This window comes from Tolypothrix sp. PCC 7601, assembly GCF_025677855.1.
GTDB classification, from domain to species: domain Bacteria; phylum Cyanobacteriota; class Cyanobacteriia; order Cyanobacteriales; family Nostocaceae; genus Aulosira; species Aulosira diplosiphon.
The window spans coordinates 172,992-189,047 of record NZ_CP064880.1; the positions used below are offsets into that span (position 1 = coordinate 172,992).

The window sequence follows — 16,056 nt, forward strand, 5'->3', positions numbered from 1 at the left end:
AGTAAAATTACCTCTCTACTAAATCTTTTTTGATATCTTTGAGTGCATTATTGATGCGAAGATTCATAACTTGAAAATCTTGTAATGTTTTATCACTGATGTTACTTACTTGAGTTTTTCCCTGTTTGACATATAACAAGATATTATCCTTTTTATCTTTAACTAAATAAGTTTGGTTTTGAGTTTGAGTAGCAATCTGATATTTTTCTGTTTGGACTGACATAATGCCATTAATATCTTCTTGTCCAATTGTCTTAACTACACGTTGAGCAAGACTGGTCATCTCATTAACTTTTTCTAATTCTTTAATGTCTTGTTCCATTGCCTTAAAAGCATTCTCAAGACTAATATTTTCTTGAATGTATAAATTAGTTATCTCTTGAATTCTATTGAGATATGTGTCTGATTTACCGAGTTTTTCAGCTGCCATATACCAGTCTTGGAGATTTTGCACTGTATTAGCTTTCATCCGCTCGATAATGCTATCCATTGCTCCAACCTGCTGCATTTTGGGTTGAGCAGGTGATGCGAGTGCTTGGTCAATATTTGGTTCTTGGCTTTGTTGTGATGAAAAAATGCTCTTGTCTTTAGCAATCAACGAATTATGTGATACTTGTGTATGGGCAGAAATAATATCGCTACTAACTTTGGTGTTTTCTACAGGATTAAATACTGTGTATCCTTGGGAAGTTTGTTCTACTTTGTACCCTTTTTCTTGAAGATAATTTTGAACTAATTGGTCAGTTCCTTGTGCGTTTCCAACTAGAAAAGAGCTTTTCGCTGCTATTGCCTTATCAAGTAGGGGTTTATAGTGATTTTCAAATGTTTGGGAAATTTGCTCGCTTGTTACTCCGCGCCACGGGCCAGATCCGGACACCATAATGATGTCTTCTTTTGAGTAATTTCCTGTGTTGGCGCGTTCCCCCCATGCTTGCTCGTAATTTCGAGTGCTTGAAGGTGTACCGGGGGGTGCAGCTGATTTACCGATAAACTGGGTAGCTATTTGGGCCATCGCAATGTCTTTTTTCATGTGTTCAGCGACGGCGGCGTTTATAGGTTCGAGTTGGGACAGTGGATTTGTGGGCCGCAGAGCAGTCTGTTGGGACTTGTCCTGCTGGGTTTGTACTGTAGTTTGTTGTGTTTTTGCAACTACATACATATATGCTTCGCTAAGGGCTTGAATAAATGCGGATTCTTTACCCTTACCCTCCCACTGTTGATCCTGAGCATTAGTAATGCTTGTACAATTCTCTAACCAATTGACTCCCCCGCGTTTGGCGATCGCCTCAGTTAGCCGGGGGTGTTGTTCGAGTTTAGCCTGAAGCACTTCTACCATTAGCTGGTATTCATCAACTGATGGATGCAACTGCTTTTGGTGATTAAATGCGTGTTCGGCGGATGCGTATGCTACCCCTTGAGGTTTTTGGATATGGGTTTCTACTCCATACTGCCCGGCGGGGGCTTCAGGATTATTTTTGACTGAAACTTGGTAATCGTTTTGCAGCTTGCCTTGTTCTTTGGCGAGTGCAGTGGCAAGGCTGAGTGCAACTCCCAGCCCATCTTTGGAGTCGGGGCTGATATTTACTGGAGTTGCAGGTTGTTTTTGGATGGTTGGGAATGGAATAATTTTGCCATTGACATAATCTCCTAGTGGCTCCATGAATAAGCCATATACCTGACTCTTACTCGCTTGAGTTTGGGTAAGTTCTTTTGGTGAATGCTTCTCCCATCTCGCCCAGGCTTGCTGGTAACTTGGGTCTTGAATCATTTGGGTGGTAATTTTGTATTGCTTACCTACCCGAAAAGCAACTTGCTCGCCGTTTTTACCTTGGGCGATCGCAATATCTCCCTCATTGATACCATAAGTTTTTTGGTAGTCTACACCTCTGGTAGTGTGTATCCTACCGTGTCCGCGCATAGCATCAATGGTTGTGTCAACTGGTACTGCGGCAGCTTCGCCGTGCAGATGCAGCGAATAAATCATTGGTACTGGTTTTCCAGATATAGTTGGGTTGTCTGGAATCTGAGGATTAGCAGCGCGTGCCGCAGTGAAATTGCCAATGGCGATAATTTCTTCGACAGTTGGTTGGTTTGAAGGGTGTGAGGGTATGTTTTGGGCGACTTCTCTGAGGCTGGTATAACTGCGCTCTACTTTAATTTCTCCCCCTGGTGTCCACTCGTTAGCTTTGATGGTGAGGTCGTTGTTAGTTTGGACTACCGCACGAGGAGGTTGGTTTGAGGTGAGGAAGTTCTCAAATTTTTGGCGAACGCTGTTTTCTCTGCCCAGATCATTTTTAATTGACCAGATGTTGATAGACCATCTGCCAGCCTCAGTATTCAGTGCAGCGTGTTCGTTCTTGCAGTTAAAGCGGGTTACTGTACCCGACTCAAGTTTAAACTCTTGATATGGTGCGTCCTGATTCTCTTCCCTAGTCCATGCCATTCGTTCCTTAGCAGCGCGATAGCCCCAGTCAGAATTTCCGATATTAATGCTGCGGGCCTCCGTCGCGGCGTAGGAGTCATCGCGGTGATAGTTAATGCCAGCACCGGGGTTCTCGGAATAAGTTACCAGCACAATATCAGCGTCGGGATATACTTGCTTAACAAGTTCCATCAACTTGTCGTCCTGTACCCCTGGCTTAAAGTCTTTATCCTTCAAATCCCATTTTGCACCGATCCAGGCGACTTGTCTCAGTAATGCATAGTTAGATTTGTCATTTTCAAGTATAGGTTTGAGGTGGGTTTCAAGATGCGATCGCAGCTGTTCTACTTTTTTTTCGCTTATCTTACCCAAAATTTCAATAGCTTTAGTTGGATCGGCTTGACGCGAGTTGGGTAGTAATATTGCCTGGTTATTAGTTTCTGATTGTGTATTATTTATTGCTTGTATCTCAACCGCGTTTTGATAGACTTGTGAAATTACTCCAACTGTGGCGTTAGTATTCAATTGAATATTAGTTGTATTCTTTTCTGGTAAAGCTTTAGCAGGAACAATTGGTACTGGAGAATCTTCTTGATTGAGTTCTCTTGGACGGTTAGGAAGTGCTTTTAGAGCTTTTTGGTAATCACTATTTTCTGGAATATGGTTTAATTTTAAAAGACTACCTTCATCTGTAACTTTTTGATTTAAATCTGCACTAAGCTGTTCGTAGCGGTCAAAACCATCAGCTTCGCCAATATTAATAGCTTCTCCAAGTAAAGTATTTAATTCTTCGGTTATTTTCTCACTAATCTCATTTTTATTAAAAATGAATGTAGCTGTGTTACTCTCAATAAAATAGTCGTTTTCAGTAGATTTCAATTCTAACCAAGTGGCTACAGTGATCGCGTCTTGTGCGGGGACTACTAATCCAAAAGCTTCTTTAGTTTCTACCTGCGCTCCATCGGGAGAAGTATATTGTTGATTTGGATTATAAAAATATACAGTTTGTTGGGGAATGATTGGAGTGGGTTGTGAGGGTGTATCTGCACTTTTGATATGACCACCAGCACGGTTAATAAAGGTTTGTCTTAATTCGCTGCTGATAGTAGTTTCATCAAGTACGAATACAGTCATTCCCTTTTTGCCTTCTAACCGAGCTTGTGATACAGGAAGTTGTTCGTATAATATTCCTACTTTTTCGAGATACTTTTTGGTTTTTTCGGTTAGATTTTCATCAACTGCTAATCCTAAAAGTCCTACTAATTTTTGTTCTTTATCTTGGAACATGATTGTAGGGCGTTCGTTAATTTTACCGAGTATTTGGTTGCGTTTTTCCTGCTGCTCGTCTCTGACAGGCTTTTCATTACTTATAAGCTGACTGCGTTTAACCCATTTGTCAGGATACTGTACTGTTTCTGGATTAATAATTATTTTACAGGTACTTTCATTACTGGTAATCTGTACAGGGATAGTGGTTCGTTGTTGGTTTGGGCGAATAATACCCGTATCAATTAATTTTTGTACAGTGCTAGTTTCTTTCCTTTGCCACTGTTTTTGTATATTCCCTTTATTTAAATCAGCTTCGAGACGTTCATTATGCTGACCAATAATACCGAGTGATTGGTCGCCAATTTTAGCAATATAAACGTGCTTTTTATCAAATGCACGAACTAAAGTTTCTTGAAATGCTTGGTTGTTAATCTCCTGTTTCTTGTATTTTGGATTCGTAATATTAATTCGTAATAGATTGCTTTGAGATGTTTCTGCTATAGCATAGGCATTTTGTTCAGTGATGATAGTTTGAATTTTAAGATGTAACTTTTGCCCATTCCCAGGCTTTTCTGCTAGCCAGCCTTGAGCAATACCTTCTTTGATTGATTCTTTATCAATATTGCCTAGTTTTTCAGGTTTGTTACCATTTTGAAGATAGATAGTATAGTCTTCCCGAATCAGGTCAACCTTTTCGATTGTTAACATTACAGGTTCATTATTAAACCTTTGGGAATTTCCAAACTTATTAACTTCGCCTACCTTGAAAGTTAGTTCTGGTAGTCCAGGTACTTTGGTTGTAACAGAGGTGGTATATACTTCACCTTTTTCAAGATTACCAATAGCAATAGTACCAATTGGTAGCCGGGCGTTACTTTGTTCAATATTTCCAAATGATTCGTAATTACCCTCTTGATTCTGGATTTCAATTACGCTTTTTCCATCTTCAGCTAGATTAAATCGAATACTCTGAGGTTGATTTTCATTTAAAAACTCACTATTCCGGTCAAACCCAGTGATACTAAACTCGGTAAACTTGAGTGTATTTAACTGACTGATAATCTCTTGAGGAAAGGTAGCAAAAGCGAAATTAGAAACTTTATTTTGGCGATCGCTACTTTTATCATTACTATTCTCACGAGTAGTTGATACTGCCCAGGTGGCAGCTGCCATTGTTAGCTTTTGGTCTTCTGGGAGCGAATTATAAAATTCCTCTGCTATCTGGTAAGCTTTTTGGTAAAGAAGTTTAATTTGACCTTCGCTTAGTTCAGGCTGGAATAATATTTTGTTAGATTTTACTTCGTGCCCAAGTGTAATTCCTATCTCTTCGAGTTTATTTTCTTGCTCTCTCGCTAGTGTTCCTAATGTTCTAAACTTGGGTTTACCATTTTCAGTTTCATCGTTAATTTGAGCATAAACTAAATATTTATGCGGACGGTTATTATTGCGCTTATCTTCGGATATTTCTGATAGTTTTATCGTAATTGTATTAGCTTTCCAGATAAATTTATTATCATACTGTAGAAGATTAGTTATACTTACTTGATTACCATTAGCAAGGGTAATATTTACAGATGGCCCTTTTTCAGTTTCTTTTTGTTTAGATAGCTCACTTGCTCGGTTGAATGATTTGTCGAATTCTTTTTTGATGAGGGTAGCTCTTAATCGCTGTTCGTGAGAAAATTCAACCCCTTTAAATAAAGCTTGAAATTGAACGATTTCACGCGATTCGAGGCGAGCTTTTTCAAAATACTGATTGGTTTGAGCAATTAGTAATTCAACAGGAGAATATCCTGTCGTTTGAATTGTATTGTCAATATAGACATCTTTCTTCTTATCCTTAATATAGTTGACTTCACGGTGAAGAATCCGACTGTTGTTGCGAATAATTTCAATTTCAGGTTTTTTGGCACTCTTGAAAAGGTCAACTGAAATTTGATTTTGAAATGCTGCCTCAGCAATCATTTCACGATACATTTGGGTATTAATGTTCATCGCCACTACTGCATTAGCCTGGTTTAAGGGTTCTTGTCGAACAGTTTTGATGAACTCTTCCATGTAACTGCGATACTTGCTTGGAATCTCCTTCCCTTCAATACCCTTGGATTTTGCCCAGGCTTCTGTTTTGAATAAATCTTCGTAGTGTTTGGCTACCTGCTGTACGTACTCAATTGAGTCTTTTTCACTACCAAAGTTTTTGAGAATCGTAATTTCTGACTCTAACGCCTCAATTGAGGTAAGGTGATTGTTGATAACACCCACACTAATGCCATCGCTCATGTGGATGGCGATTTCCTCAAATTCTGGCTGGCTTCCATCTTCTTGGTAGAAAGATTGTTTTTTAAGTTTGACAGTTGGAGCGTAGGCGTTTTCGGGCAGGTTGCGCTCTTTTGCTTCGATGGTGAAGTTGGGATACTTGCTTGCCCGCTCGAAGCCGATACAATCACCATCGTAATCGCGTGCCTGGCGCTCTTGTTCGGACTCTTGAGGGAGAATCTCTAATTCATAACCAACTGATTGTAGTTCTAAAATATACTCGTTAAATTTGTTAGTAAACTCGATTTTATCTTTAGTTTCGAGCTTACTGATACTTTGGTCTAAGTAATTTTCAATACCTTCTAACTGGATATTTTTTCCTTGAGCTTCTGGCAGGATAGATTTAATTTGCTCATTGAGACGGTTGTAAATGCGATCGCTTGTTTCGTCCGAGACAGCGATCGCACCAGCGAGAGGTTGACCATCAGGCCCAAGGATATCTTCTACAATTTTGTTAGTTGAGACGCACAGACCATTTGAGTTAAGGAAAGGGGAGCGGAAGTTGAGAACTTCTTCGCCGTCTTGATAATGCGGTATGGAAATTTCCCCATTTTGCAGGTCTTTGGAGGGAATGACCATTGCTCGCTCAAACGTTAACGTCTTGCCGATGGCGATTTCTTTCCACTCGTTTTGGACGAACCGGGCGAGTTCGCGCTGTACTTTCTCAGTTTCGAGAAGTTGCCCCTCTCCTTGCAGGTCAGCTTTGATGAGTTTGTAAATCAACGAGTCAGTAGCAATGCGCGAGCGCAAAGTTTCTAACTCTTCTGCTAATGTTGGATCTTCTGCTGCTTGTTCTTCTAGTGTGGTTGCTTGTTCTTCAAGAAAGGCTTTACGCTTCTCGTACTTTTCGCAGTAAAGTTGTGCAAGTTGCCGAGGGTCATCCTGTGCTTCTTTAAGCTTTTTGGCTTCAAGTTCTAATTGTTCGGTAAAGTCTTTTAGTCCGTTAGGGAATGAAGCGAGTAACTGTGAGATAGCTGTCTTACCGAGTTCAGATTGTGATTTTTCACCTAGCCAGATATTTTGTCTGTACAATCCAGGTTGAATTTGAGGCTTAGTTGGGCCATTGGGATTATCTTTATCAGTTCCCTTGAACGCAGATAAGGGAAGAATTAGGTCAATTTTAGTTGAGTTATTGGAGTCTTGATAATTGAGGATTTGCTCAAGGTTAGCAGGGCGTAGTGTACCTTTACCAAAACGGTATTTCTGATCATCTCCGTCTCGATCAGTCCAACCAAAGCGGTGCTGAATTACTCGATATTTATCACCTTTTTGATGCTTAGTTAATTCGTGATACAGGTCTTTTGATATTTGTCCGTAACAGTCTCCTGTTAACCGATATGCTTGGTCATCACTAATAATGCCGCCATTTTCACCATTATTATCATCAACTATTAGGATGTTTAACTCTTTATTAACAGCATTTCTACATGAACCAAGAAAGATAGATCCGTAAGCACCTCTATCTTTGTTATCAGGGCATAATTGCCTAATTGTATCTAGACATTTTTCGGGGCCATATAACAACCGAGTTTTTGATGATAATAATAATTTATGACCTTCTGGATGATTAGTTAATTGTTCCACAGTAGACTTTTCGTCCATATGCCCGAACGAAAAGTTTACCTCAGGAAAGAAATGTTCTAGTAGAGTATTATTAAGTTCTTCCTTTAACAGCGAATCTGGATTATTTGTATTACCATCTGTATGAATCCATTGATTTAATCTAGTGTCAAAATGTTTAGCTTGAATTGTCATATATGAACAATTAAACTTATAAAATTAAAGATAAATTTTTACTTTTTGGCACTAAAATACCCGTAGAGTTTAATTTTACTTTCTCTTTATCAGTAATCTATTCAACAAATTTCTAATTTCTACTAACAATTTATTAGTAGTTAAAAGTACCTTGGAACAAGGTTTTTACTTAGCTTAGTCTTTATGAAAGCTTATCCTGCGTGATTTCCTAATTTAAGTATGACAAAAAATATACAAACTTATTGATTACTTTTTGCTTATTTATAAATCAGTAGTAACTTTTGTAATGTTTGCGATTCTGGTTGTGTTTGTAGTTTTAGGCAGAGTGACAATGTGTTGAAAACTCAATACTAAATAGCAGCCGGAAGTACGGCGAGTCATGAAAATTGGTAGCAGGATAGCACTAGGTTTTACTTTTTATTCAGGCCAGTCAACTACTAGATTAACTCAAATACTATAACTACTGGTTTCACTTAAGCGCGCCTAGTGTAACCATATCTTTTGTGCTTTGGCGACTACCTATTGAACTTTAAATAAAGGCTCGACCGCGTAACTAGGGTAGCATTGCCTCTTTAACCCTTCCTACTCTTGGTTGGCAGATTTTAATAGTACGCTTTTTTCTGAGTTTTTTCTTACCCCACATTATTACAGTGCTGTAGTGCTTACTAACTCTGTTCATCTTCATCCAACAAGTGCCTATGATCGCAAAGTTTGAGTCTTTAGGAGATATGTCTAGCTAGGTTTTGGACAATTTTGGACACAGGGAAAGACGCGGCCAATTGAAAACCCTGGCTGACTATCTTACCAGGGAGTCATTAGCCAGGGATTAGCTGTTAAGCTTAGTATCTGTCTTTTGAAGTTAGCGCTCGTTCTTGAGGACAGTAGTTAACTAACTAAAAAAATTATAATTTATTTGAATAAATAATTAGCTAAATACCAACAAATTCATTAATAAGTATCAATGGTTGGTAAAGTTTTCTATGTAATAGGCTATTTAAGTTTTATTGATTATGTGCTAATTTACTTTTATTACTAACTCCAGTATTTCGATTGGCAAACTGTACTTTAAAGGAAGTGTATCTATTTTGCTAACTATTCAATTACTTATTCTAATGACAATTTTTTTGATAGCAAGCGTCATCAGCGTCATCACTGGCAGCACTTCTTTAATTACTGTACCTGTAATGCTTCAGTTCGGAATTGAATCACGCACTGCTCTTGCTACTAATATGTTTGCATTAACATTAATGAGCATTGGTGGCACATTACCTTTTATTGGTAAAGGAGTAATTGACCGTCCTCGCTTACCATTATTGATTTTTCTAACGCTTACATCATCAATTTTGGGAGCATTGCTTGTTCTGATTGTACCTTCAAAATCAATACCACTTGTTATCTCTATCTCAATGATTTTAGTTACGGTATTATCAATTGCTAACAAGAATGCTGGAGTAGTCCCAGCAGAAGCAATACCCTCACAGGCAGCAGAAATTGTAGGCTATATAGCCACTTTTATAATTGGTATTTATGGTGGCTTTTTTAGTGGTGGTTATGTGACTTTACTAACAGCAGCCTATGTAATGCTATTTCGCATGACATTTGTTCAAGCAATAGCAACAACTAAGCTTATTAATATATTTTCCTCACTCATTGCTACTTTAATATTTATGATGCAAGGACTTGTAGATTACAAGTTAGGTATAATTCTTGGTTTTACAATGTTCATAGGCGGAATTATTGGCGGACGTATTACCCTAAGCTTGAGTAGTATCTGGCTACAACGTATCTACCTTACAGTTGTGACTATTCTTACAATCGTCACACTACGTAAATCCCTACAACCTAATCAGTCAACTAGTACTATTAGTCAATTTACACCTTTAGTTTAAAGAAAGGATACCCAAAAAACCTTTCACCCCATAAATTTTTGGATATCCAGAGAAAACAAATAACTCTTGCGATCGCCCGCAGAGATTGTTAGCGATCGCTACATTGAGTCCATACCCTTAAAAATTTTAAATTTTGGAACTTTATTCTAAATGTACACCTACAGATTAAGCCAAAATTTTAGGGTTGCCCTTTATTCTAGCTATTCTTTTTATTTAAAGAAACTAGAACTAAGCTGAAGTTGCACGTCTATGTAAGACTATGGTTAAAAATTTGACGGCAGTAATCGAAGTAAATTTTTCTTTTTTTTGCTGGTTTTATAAATTGCTTGGTGTAATTTCATCAATATTGAAAACTTCAACTGTAGCATTTGGACTGTTCATATCTGTGGTTTGTTCAAGTAGACGTGTTGCTTCCTCAAGCAATGCGCTTGCGTTCTGAAGCAGTGTTCGCACCTGGGTTAACTTGTTTCGCCGTTCGATACCAAGTTGTGCTTCTATATACCGCGCATCATTATGATGGCTGAGGTGAATTACCCGTACTTGTTGTTCTTTCTCTGAAGGTGCAAATATTGCGTTTTCGGCAGTTAGTTTATAGTATGAGTACGTACCACTGGGGCGTTTGACATTGTAAATGTGGAGTTCGCAACTAGGTGGTGCGATGTACTGTCCGTCGAAGTTAGTAAGTCCAGTACGAATATTATCTAATGTGGTGGCGATCGCCTCGACGGCGGAGACAATACCTAACGATTCTGGTGACTGTGGGCAGCCGCGCCTCATCAGCATCATAATGGCGGCAGAACGACGAGTCAGGCGAATTTGTTCTTGATACTGGCGCATTTGTTCTTCCCGGATACGAACAAGTTCGAGTTCTTCATCGGGGGTTAGTTCAAGCGCACTCCCACAAGTTTTGTAATTTAAGCAGTCGCCAGGATCTATGCCTGGGTGCTGCATCATACTGGCACAGTCAAATCCAATTCCACATTTTTTCTTGGGCATGGGTTATCGTTTTTTGTTCTAGTTACTTTTATAATTTTATATAGCTAGAACAAAGAGGCTTATGGGCGAGATAAACGATGTTAGAATTTTTGCGCCTGAGCAAGATATTGCGTCGTGGCAGTCGTTGTTTGAAAATATGGAAGCGCAGGGACTGGTTGAAATTGTTCAAAAACCAGATAAATTTTATGAAGTCAGCGGAAGTGAGAAACTTAAACGAGGGTATTTCAAGATTAAGTTGTTGCGCTGTGATTTATAAAAACATTTGTGTGTCTTAGCTAATAAATATGGTTAAACTAAAAATCCAAGAATATATAGCCAAGTACAGTGCTGAGTTTCCTGACGGAAGAATTAATCGTGAGCTTCCCTTCCCCACAGATACAATATCTGTAGTTTCCGATCCCAAAAATTGGCATTGTTATCCAGAAAACGTAGTCAGGATTTACTTGTCTAATTATGGGCAAGAGGTTTGGGTGGTGGGAGTAGGAGATTATCAGCACCCAACTATTTGTAACAGAGTGTTTGAAGAATTAGACGACGCTTGCAGCTTTATTGTTAATCGTCCTGATGCTATTTCTAAACAGTGGCTTGTTGAAAGCGGATTCGATTTTTTAGAACCTCCTGTATCAAAAGCTGAACGAATTGGTTGAAGTTGGCAATCGAGCGAATAAAATGAATAAAATTACTCCTCTCTAAAAATAAGATTAGAAATTATGTCAGAATACATTCGTCAGAATAGTTATAAAAACTAGATGTAAGTTGATAAATCAAACTGTTAATTATACTGAGGTAATTTTGTATTCTTGCTCTTGGCTCTTGAGTGCTAAATTCTTATCATATTAACAAAAAATTATGGCTGACTTGTCACCAATTTTACAACAGTATTTTTTTACTTTAGGCTTATTATAAGTTTAGATTTTTCTCACCAATACAATAGGCTCAAATAGCTATCATACAAACTTCTTGATGTCCGGTAACAGCTTGTTCCCAAGTTGAATATCTCCAGAATTTACCATTGTATTCACCTCCAAAAACCATAGTTTCAAAAAGCTGTGGTTCTTGATTAGGAAAATTAGAATAATCCTTTCCTAAAAAAATGGTAGATACTCTTCCCCACGAAAAAGTATCTAAAGCTACTTGTATATTGTTTTCATTTTTCCGCCAGTCAGACCATTGCTCAAGACTGTCGGGCTTAATAGGTTGTTTATTTTCATCTAGTATATAAAGCTCATCGAGTATATCCATATAATTTATACAATTTTGTGTCATAAGATAATTATCGGACAAACTTATGTGTATTGTGTACAGTTTGTCACTTCAGCCTTCGTACGCGTCGTAAGAGTAATGTATCGTCTGGGCAACTGTCTTTATTGTGAGAGTTATGTTGTCAAAATTATATTTTAGCAGACATTGCAGAACTGCAAAAATGCAAAACAATGTAAAATTGTTATATTACTTTCAACATTTATGACAAAACAAGAGTTATGTCACAAGAAAGTAAAATTATAGAATTAGCTAACTAATTTTGAAACAAAATCTAACTTTTGATTATGTGCATAGATGAAACGATAGCATCTGATATTAAGGAAGCTGTAGCTAGAGTCTCTTGCTATTTAGATGATTTTGGCAGTCATATTAGCCACTTAAATTTTTCAATTGAAAATTTAGAAGATTTAAAAGAAGAATTTGCAGAAGGAACTGATAAAGATTCAATCGATACTTATTTGTACATTGCATTATCCCGAATAAAATCTACTAAAAATCGGCTAGAAGAAGATATTAAAATTATTAAAAGTTACTTGACTTATTTTATTGAATCCTCTAGTAAAATACCTGAATTTACTTACGATTATGAAAAAAATAAAATCAAAAATACACAAAAATCAGTTTGAGGAAATTGAATGTCCGGCTTGTGGCGGAACTGGAGGAGTTGGAATAGAAGATATTTTTTTCGCCTAGAGGCGTAACATTTGAAGCTGATAATTTTGCTGAATTAATAAAACAAGATGTTTATGCAGAAGTTTTCTATTATGAGGAGCCTAGAATAATATTTAGTGGCGATAACTACTGCGAAATAGATAGTTATTTTATTAATGCTGGGGCTGATTATTCTTCATAAAAGAGAAAATAAAATTTATGTCTAAAAAAGATGTCTGGGTAGTATTTGGTCACTTTCTAGATTTAAATTACTATTACGTATCAAATACTGAATGGACTTTTGAAATAGAAGAAGCTTGCTTATTTAAAACCAAGGAATTAGCCGAAAGCACAATAGGTAGGCTAAAAACTTATGAGAAAAAGAATCTAGACTTTCAGGGAATCAACCCAGATAGCTTATCTGTTGAATGCACCGGCCTTGAAGTTAGCGAATTTCTACATTTTACGGTTTAATTTACCTCTAATAAATATAAACGCAAAAAATTGTACTGTTGATGCTTAGACACCAATAGACAAAACAATTTTTTATGCCTGACAAGTCCACAAATAGCCGCCCCCAAATTCACATCCGGCTAGACAAAGAACCTGGATTGCTAGACGAAATTTTTAAAACCTAAACTGTTTAGTTTGCACTTGGTGACCACTTCGCCAACAGTGTCTTCGCCAGTTCTACTCCTAATTCTGAGTAGATTAAATTCTCTCTATCTACAGATGATTTACTATTGCTCAATACCTCTTTGCGATCGCTGTTTATTCATTAATACTTGTTGCGTAAAGAAACGCAGGCTTTCAATCTGCTCGATTTCATTTGTTGTTAATCGAGTTTGTATCTCTTCATACCAGTTTCCATGACTGTAGCAGGTTTGCATCACAGGAGTATTATCCCCATGACGGTAAACACTCAGAGTATTGCTATCTAAGCTGGCACTCAACTCCCGTCCTTTGATACGGAAGTTATTGGTAACAAGCATATAGTCAGTGATTATAGAAGGCAGATGTTTGAGAGTAGAAGGCAGAAGGTTAAGAGAAGGAGGAACAGGGGAAGATTGCTCTTCCAGGAATTGTTTAGCAGTAAGACCATTTTCTTCTGAAATATCCTGTTGTGGGTACTGTTTTTGGGGATGCGGCTGAACTTGCTTCTTAGTATTATTTGCTTTCAATGTGGGTTTGTCTTCCAATAATTTGGATTGTATTACTGGAATCTCACTTGGATAATTACTGTTTAGTGTATATGTACTAACAAGTGTTTTGGAGTTACTATCGGTATCACCATTGCTATCACTTGTACTGCTATTAGTAGGTTTATCACTATATAAGTAATCATTATTACTTAAAATTATGCTATTTATGCGAGCAATTGCTTTGGCTTTAGCTTTTTGAATTACTTCTATATCTTTATCTGGGTCGTACATGATTCCATATTCAGACCGCAGTTTGTTCCAGCTATAAGGTTTGTATACTTGATAACCAGCAATTTTTACATCATTATGAATGTAGGTAAAGCCTAGTAGTTCTTGCCCCTGCATCTTAGGCAATACTCCAATGTTGTTTTCCTCCAGGCGTTGAATGAAGGTAGAGACGGTGGGACTGTCCTTAATGGCTTCTCCTATTGCTTGGCGAATAATTTCCTTACTGGTTGGGGTTTTGTGCTTACTGTTGACTGCTCTAATGCTTTTTGATCGGTTGGGGCTGGTGAGTGTAATTATTCCGTACTCTTGTTCTAACTTAAAGGACACAGCTTCATTTGTTGTCGGTGTCACCTCTAATCCTAGTTCCGCTGCGATGCGTCTAGTTGAGACTTGGGAGTTGAAATAATCATAGGAATCATTAACTAAGCTGCCATCTAACCGAATCCGGGAGGCGATTATGTGCAGGTGTTCGTGGTGGCGATCGTGGTGGCGTACTGCAACGAACTGACTGGTAGCTCCTACAGATGATTCTTCCTTGGGCAAGTATCCCATATCCTTGAGATATTCTCTTGCTACATAACTGTACTGACTGTTGGATAAATGCTCGTGGTAGTTCGGGCGGTGTGCGATTGAGATGATGAGGTGAGCGCACTGCCGTTTAACTGCTTTGTTGGTGTACTTGATGGTGAGAAACTGCTGGTTAAATTCATTTGGCTTTGTTCCCATCATATTAGTATCGACAATCGCAGCATCATCTTTCCCCAAGACATACTTGAGCGTATCGAGAAAATTGGGTTTTTTGTAGATGACGGGAATCAAGTTGAGACAGTTGAAAGTGGGGGCTATAGAACCTACAATGCCTTATTTATCTTGGCTTGAGGGTGATTTATCGGGAACGTCTATGTTAAATGCAGCTGCGATGGTCTGATCTACAAGTGCGATCGCCTTATTAACAGTATCCAAAATTTGCTGGTTGTTTGTTTCTTTCGCTAAGTGAGATAACATCATCAGTTCGCTTTTAAGGTTTCCAGCAGTAGCGCGGATAGTTATCAAGTCGGCAGACGGTTTTGCCGTTAGTACCCGCCTTAATCCACAGGAACGTAAATACTCAGATGCAGTTACCCCTGTGGCGGTGGCTTTTTCCTCAATGCTAGTTTTTTCTTCCTCAAAGAGGTATACCTTGATGGATTTAGTTCGCTTTACGGGGTCATTTACCATACCTTGTTTCACTACAGGACTAAATGGCACGCACAGTCTGGGGCCATACTCCGACACTGGCGGATAACGGTAAGTTTCACAACAGTGTACGATCTCAATCCCAGACAATACTATTGCTATTTTTGGTATAAACTGTACTGGATTTAGATGCCGTCCGTGAGAGTACTGTAACTTGTGATATGGATACAAGGTTAATATCTTGTGGTTCGTCTTGTAAGTGATGCTGAAGCCGTAGACCTGATTATTATTGCTGTAATTGTTGGTTTATAGGGATTGTATATCATGTCGTCAGCTTGCGATCGCCTAGCGAGTCAAGTTTAAAAATATACGTAATTCCCGATATTTTTAGGTGTTATTTATATCAATTTGTTTAGTTATCAAACAGTAGATATGAAACAAAAGTAGTATTTAGAACTGTATAATAAACAATTTTATTGAATATATTGTCAATTAATCTAGTTTATTGCAAATAATATAAGGATAAAATGACCCTATTAAACATACCTTGTTTTAATTACAGGACTGTATGGCGATAGCAATTGCCTGTTGTGGAACGGGACTGATATAAATTCATATGCAGAGAGGGTTGTAGAGTTTTATTCCAAGACAATTGATGTTTGAAGTAATGCTGAAATAGTTGAGTCAATTTGCCCTCAGAATACCTCAATCATGGGAATTGTGGGAGTTTATTTATCAGTTAACAACATATCTTTATTTAAAAAATTACACCTGATTTTCAATTGATTGGGGTAATTAGTGTGTGAATTGGGGTAGTTAGGAGTAAATACGGGGGTAAGTTCTCCTACCGTGTGGTTAAAGTAAGAGTATTGACAAATAGCTTACTGAG

10 protein-coding genes are annotated in these 16,056 nt (G+C 37.9%); 5 read left to right on the forward strand and 5 right to left on the reverse strand.

Annotated features, from left to right (window positions below; translation table 11 throughout):
* Positions 1 to 7: 7 nt before the first annotated feature.
* Complete coding sequence (locus tag HG267_RS37360) at positions 8 to 7,762, reverse strand: hypothetical protein (RefSeq protein ID WP_062243162.1); 7,755 nt, start codon at positions 7,760 to 7,762, stop codon at positions 8 to 10.
* 1,085 nt (positions 7,763 to 8,847) lie between these two features.
* Between HG267_RS37360 and HG267_RS37365 the strand changes: the two genes are divergently transcribed.
* Positions 8,848 to 9,651 carry a sulfite exporter TauE/SafE family protein gene (locus tag HG267_RS37365; protein ID WP_096622312.1) on the forward strand — a complete coding sequence of 268 codons (804 nt, stop codon included), beginning with the start codon at positions 8,848 to 8,850 and terminating at the stop codon, positions 9,649 to 9,651.
* Between the two features lie 315 nt (positions 9,652 to 9,966).
* Here HG267_RS37365 and HG267_RS37370 read toward each other — a convergent pair whose 3' ends face one another.
* On the reverse strand, positions 9,967 to 10,647 hold the full coding sequence (locus HG267_RS37370) for a hypothetical protein (protein WP_045873764.1): 681 nt from the start codon (positions 10,645 to 10,647) through the stop codon (positions 9,967 to 9,969).
* 61 nt (positions 10,648 to 10,708) lie between these two features.
* Here HG267_RS37370 and HG267_RS37375 point away from each other — a divergent pair, with 61 nt between their 5' ends.
* Both HG267_RS37375 and HG267_RS37380 read left to right on the forward strand, forming a co-directional pair.
* Positions 10,709 to 10,903 (forward strand): hypothetical protein, encoded by a 195-nt coding sequence (locus HG267_RS37375; protein WP_045873763.1) that lies wholly within the window; start codon positions 10,709 to 10,711, stop codon positions 10,901 to 10,903.
* Positions 10,904 to 10,931: 28 nt separating this feature from the next.
* The gene (locus HG267_RS37380; protein ID WP_045873762.1) at positions 10,932 to 11,294 is read left to right on the forward strand and encodes a hypothetical protein; all 363 of its coding nucleotides are present in this window, start codon (positions 10,932 to 10,934) and stop codon (positions 11,292 to 11,294) included.
* A 289-nt stretch (positions 11,295 to 11,583) separates the two neighbouring features.
* Here HG267_RS37380 and HG267_RS37385 read toward each other — a convergent pair whose 3' ends face one another.
* Positions 11,584 to 11,889: a hypothetical protein gene (locus HG267_RS37385; RefSeq protein ID WP_052335391.1), complete on the reverse strand. Its 306-nt coding sequence runs from the start codon at positions 11,887 to 11,889 to the stop codon at positions 11,584 to 11,586.
* Between the two features lie 305 nt (positions 11,890 to 12,194).
* On the opposite strand from HG267_RS37385, the gene HG267_RS37390 reads away from it, so the two are divergent.
* Together HG267_RS37390 and HG267_RS37395 are read left to right on the forward strand one after the other, a co-directional pair.
* Positions 12,195 to 12,536, forward strand: coding sequence for a hypothetical protein (locus HG267_RS37390; protein WP_045873761.1), 342 nt, complete (start codon positions 12,195 to 12,197; stop codon positions 12,534 to 12,536).
* A gap of 244 nt (positions 12,537 to 12,780) precedes the next feature.
* The gene (locus HG267_RS37395) at positions 12,781 to 13,035 is read left to right on the forward strand and encodes a hypothetical protein (protein WP_062243159.1); all 255 of its coding nucleotides are present in this window, start codon (positions 12,781 to 12,783) and stop codon (positions 13,033 to 13,035) included.
* Positions 13,036 to 13,301: 266 nt separating this feature from the next.
* Here the strand turns inward: HG267_RS37395 and HG267_RS37400 are convergent, their stop codons facing one another.
* Both HG267_RS37400 and HG267_RS37405 read right to left on the reverse strand, forming a co-directional pair.
* Positions 13,302 to 14,756 (reverse strand): relaxase/mobilization nuclease domain-containing protein, encoded by a 1,455-nt coding sequence (locus tag HG267_RS37400; RefSeq protein ID WP_071846793.1) that lies wholly within the window; start codon positions 14,754 to 14,756, stop codon positions 13,302 to 13,304.
* Between the two features lie 96 nt (positions 14,757 to 14,852).
* Entirely contained in the window at positions 14,853 to 15,317 is a 465-nt protein-coding gene (locus HG267_RS37405) for a plasmid mobilization protein (RefSeq protein WP_228045082.1), read from the reverse strand.
* Positions 15,318 to 16,056: the final 739 nt, after the last annotated feature.

Excerpts from the sequence above, each read along its gene's own strand:
- HG267_RS37385 (WP_052335391.1), bottom strand. The coding sequence starts at position 11,889 with ATGGATATACTCGATGAGCTTTATATACTAGATGAAAATAAACAACCT.
- HG267_RS37370 (WP_045873764.1), bottom strand. The coding sequence starts at position 10,647 with ATGCCCAAGAAAAAATGTGGAATTGGATTTGACTGTGCCAGTATGATG.
- HG267_RS37390 (WP_045873761.1), top strand. The coding sequence starts at position 12,195 with ATGTGCATAGATGAAACGATAGCATCTGATATTAAGGAAGCTGTAGCT.
- HG267_RS37380 (WP_045873762.1), top strand. The coding sequence starts at position 10,932 with ATGGTTAAACTAAAAATCCAAGAATATATAGCCAAGTACAGTGCTGAG.
- HG267_RS37360 (WP_062243162.1), bottom strand. The coding sequence starts at position 7,762 with ATGACAATTCAAGCTAAACATTTTGACACTAGATTAAATCAATGGATT.
- HG267_RS37395 (WP_062243159.1), top strand. The coding sequence starts at position 12,781 with ATGTCTAAAAAAGATGTCTGGGTAGTATTTGGTCACTTTCTAGATTTA.
- HG267_RS37375 (WP_045873763.1), top strand. The coding sequence starts at position 10,709 with ATGGGCGAGATAAACGATGTTAGAATTTTTGCGCCTGAGCAAGATATT.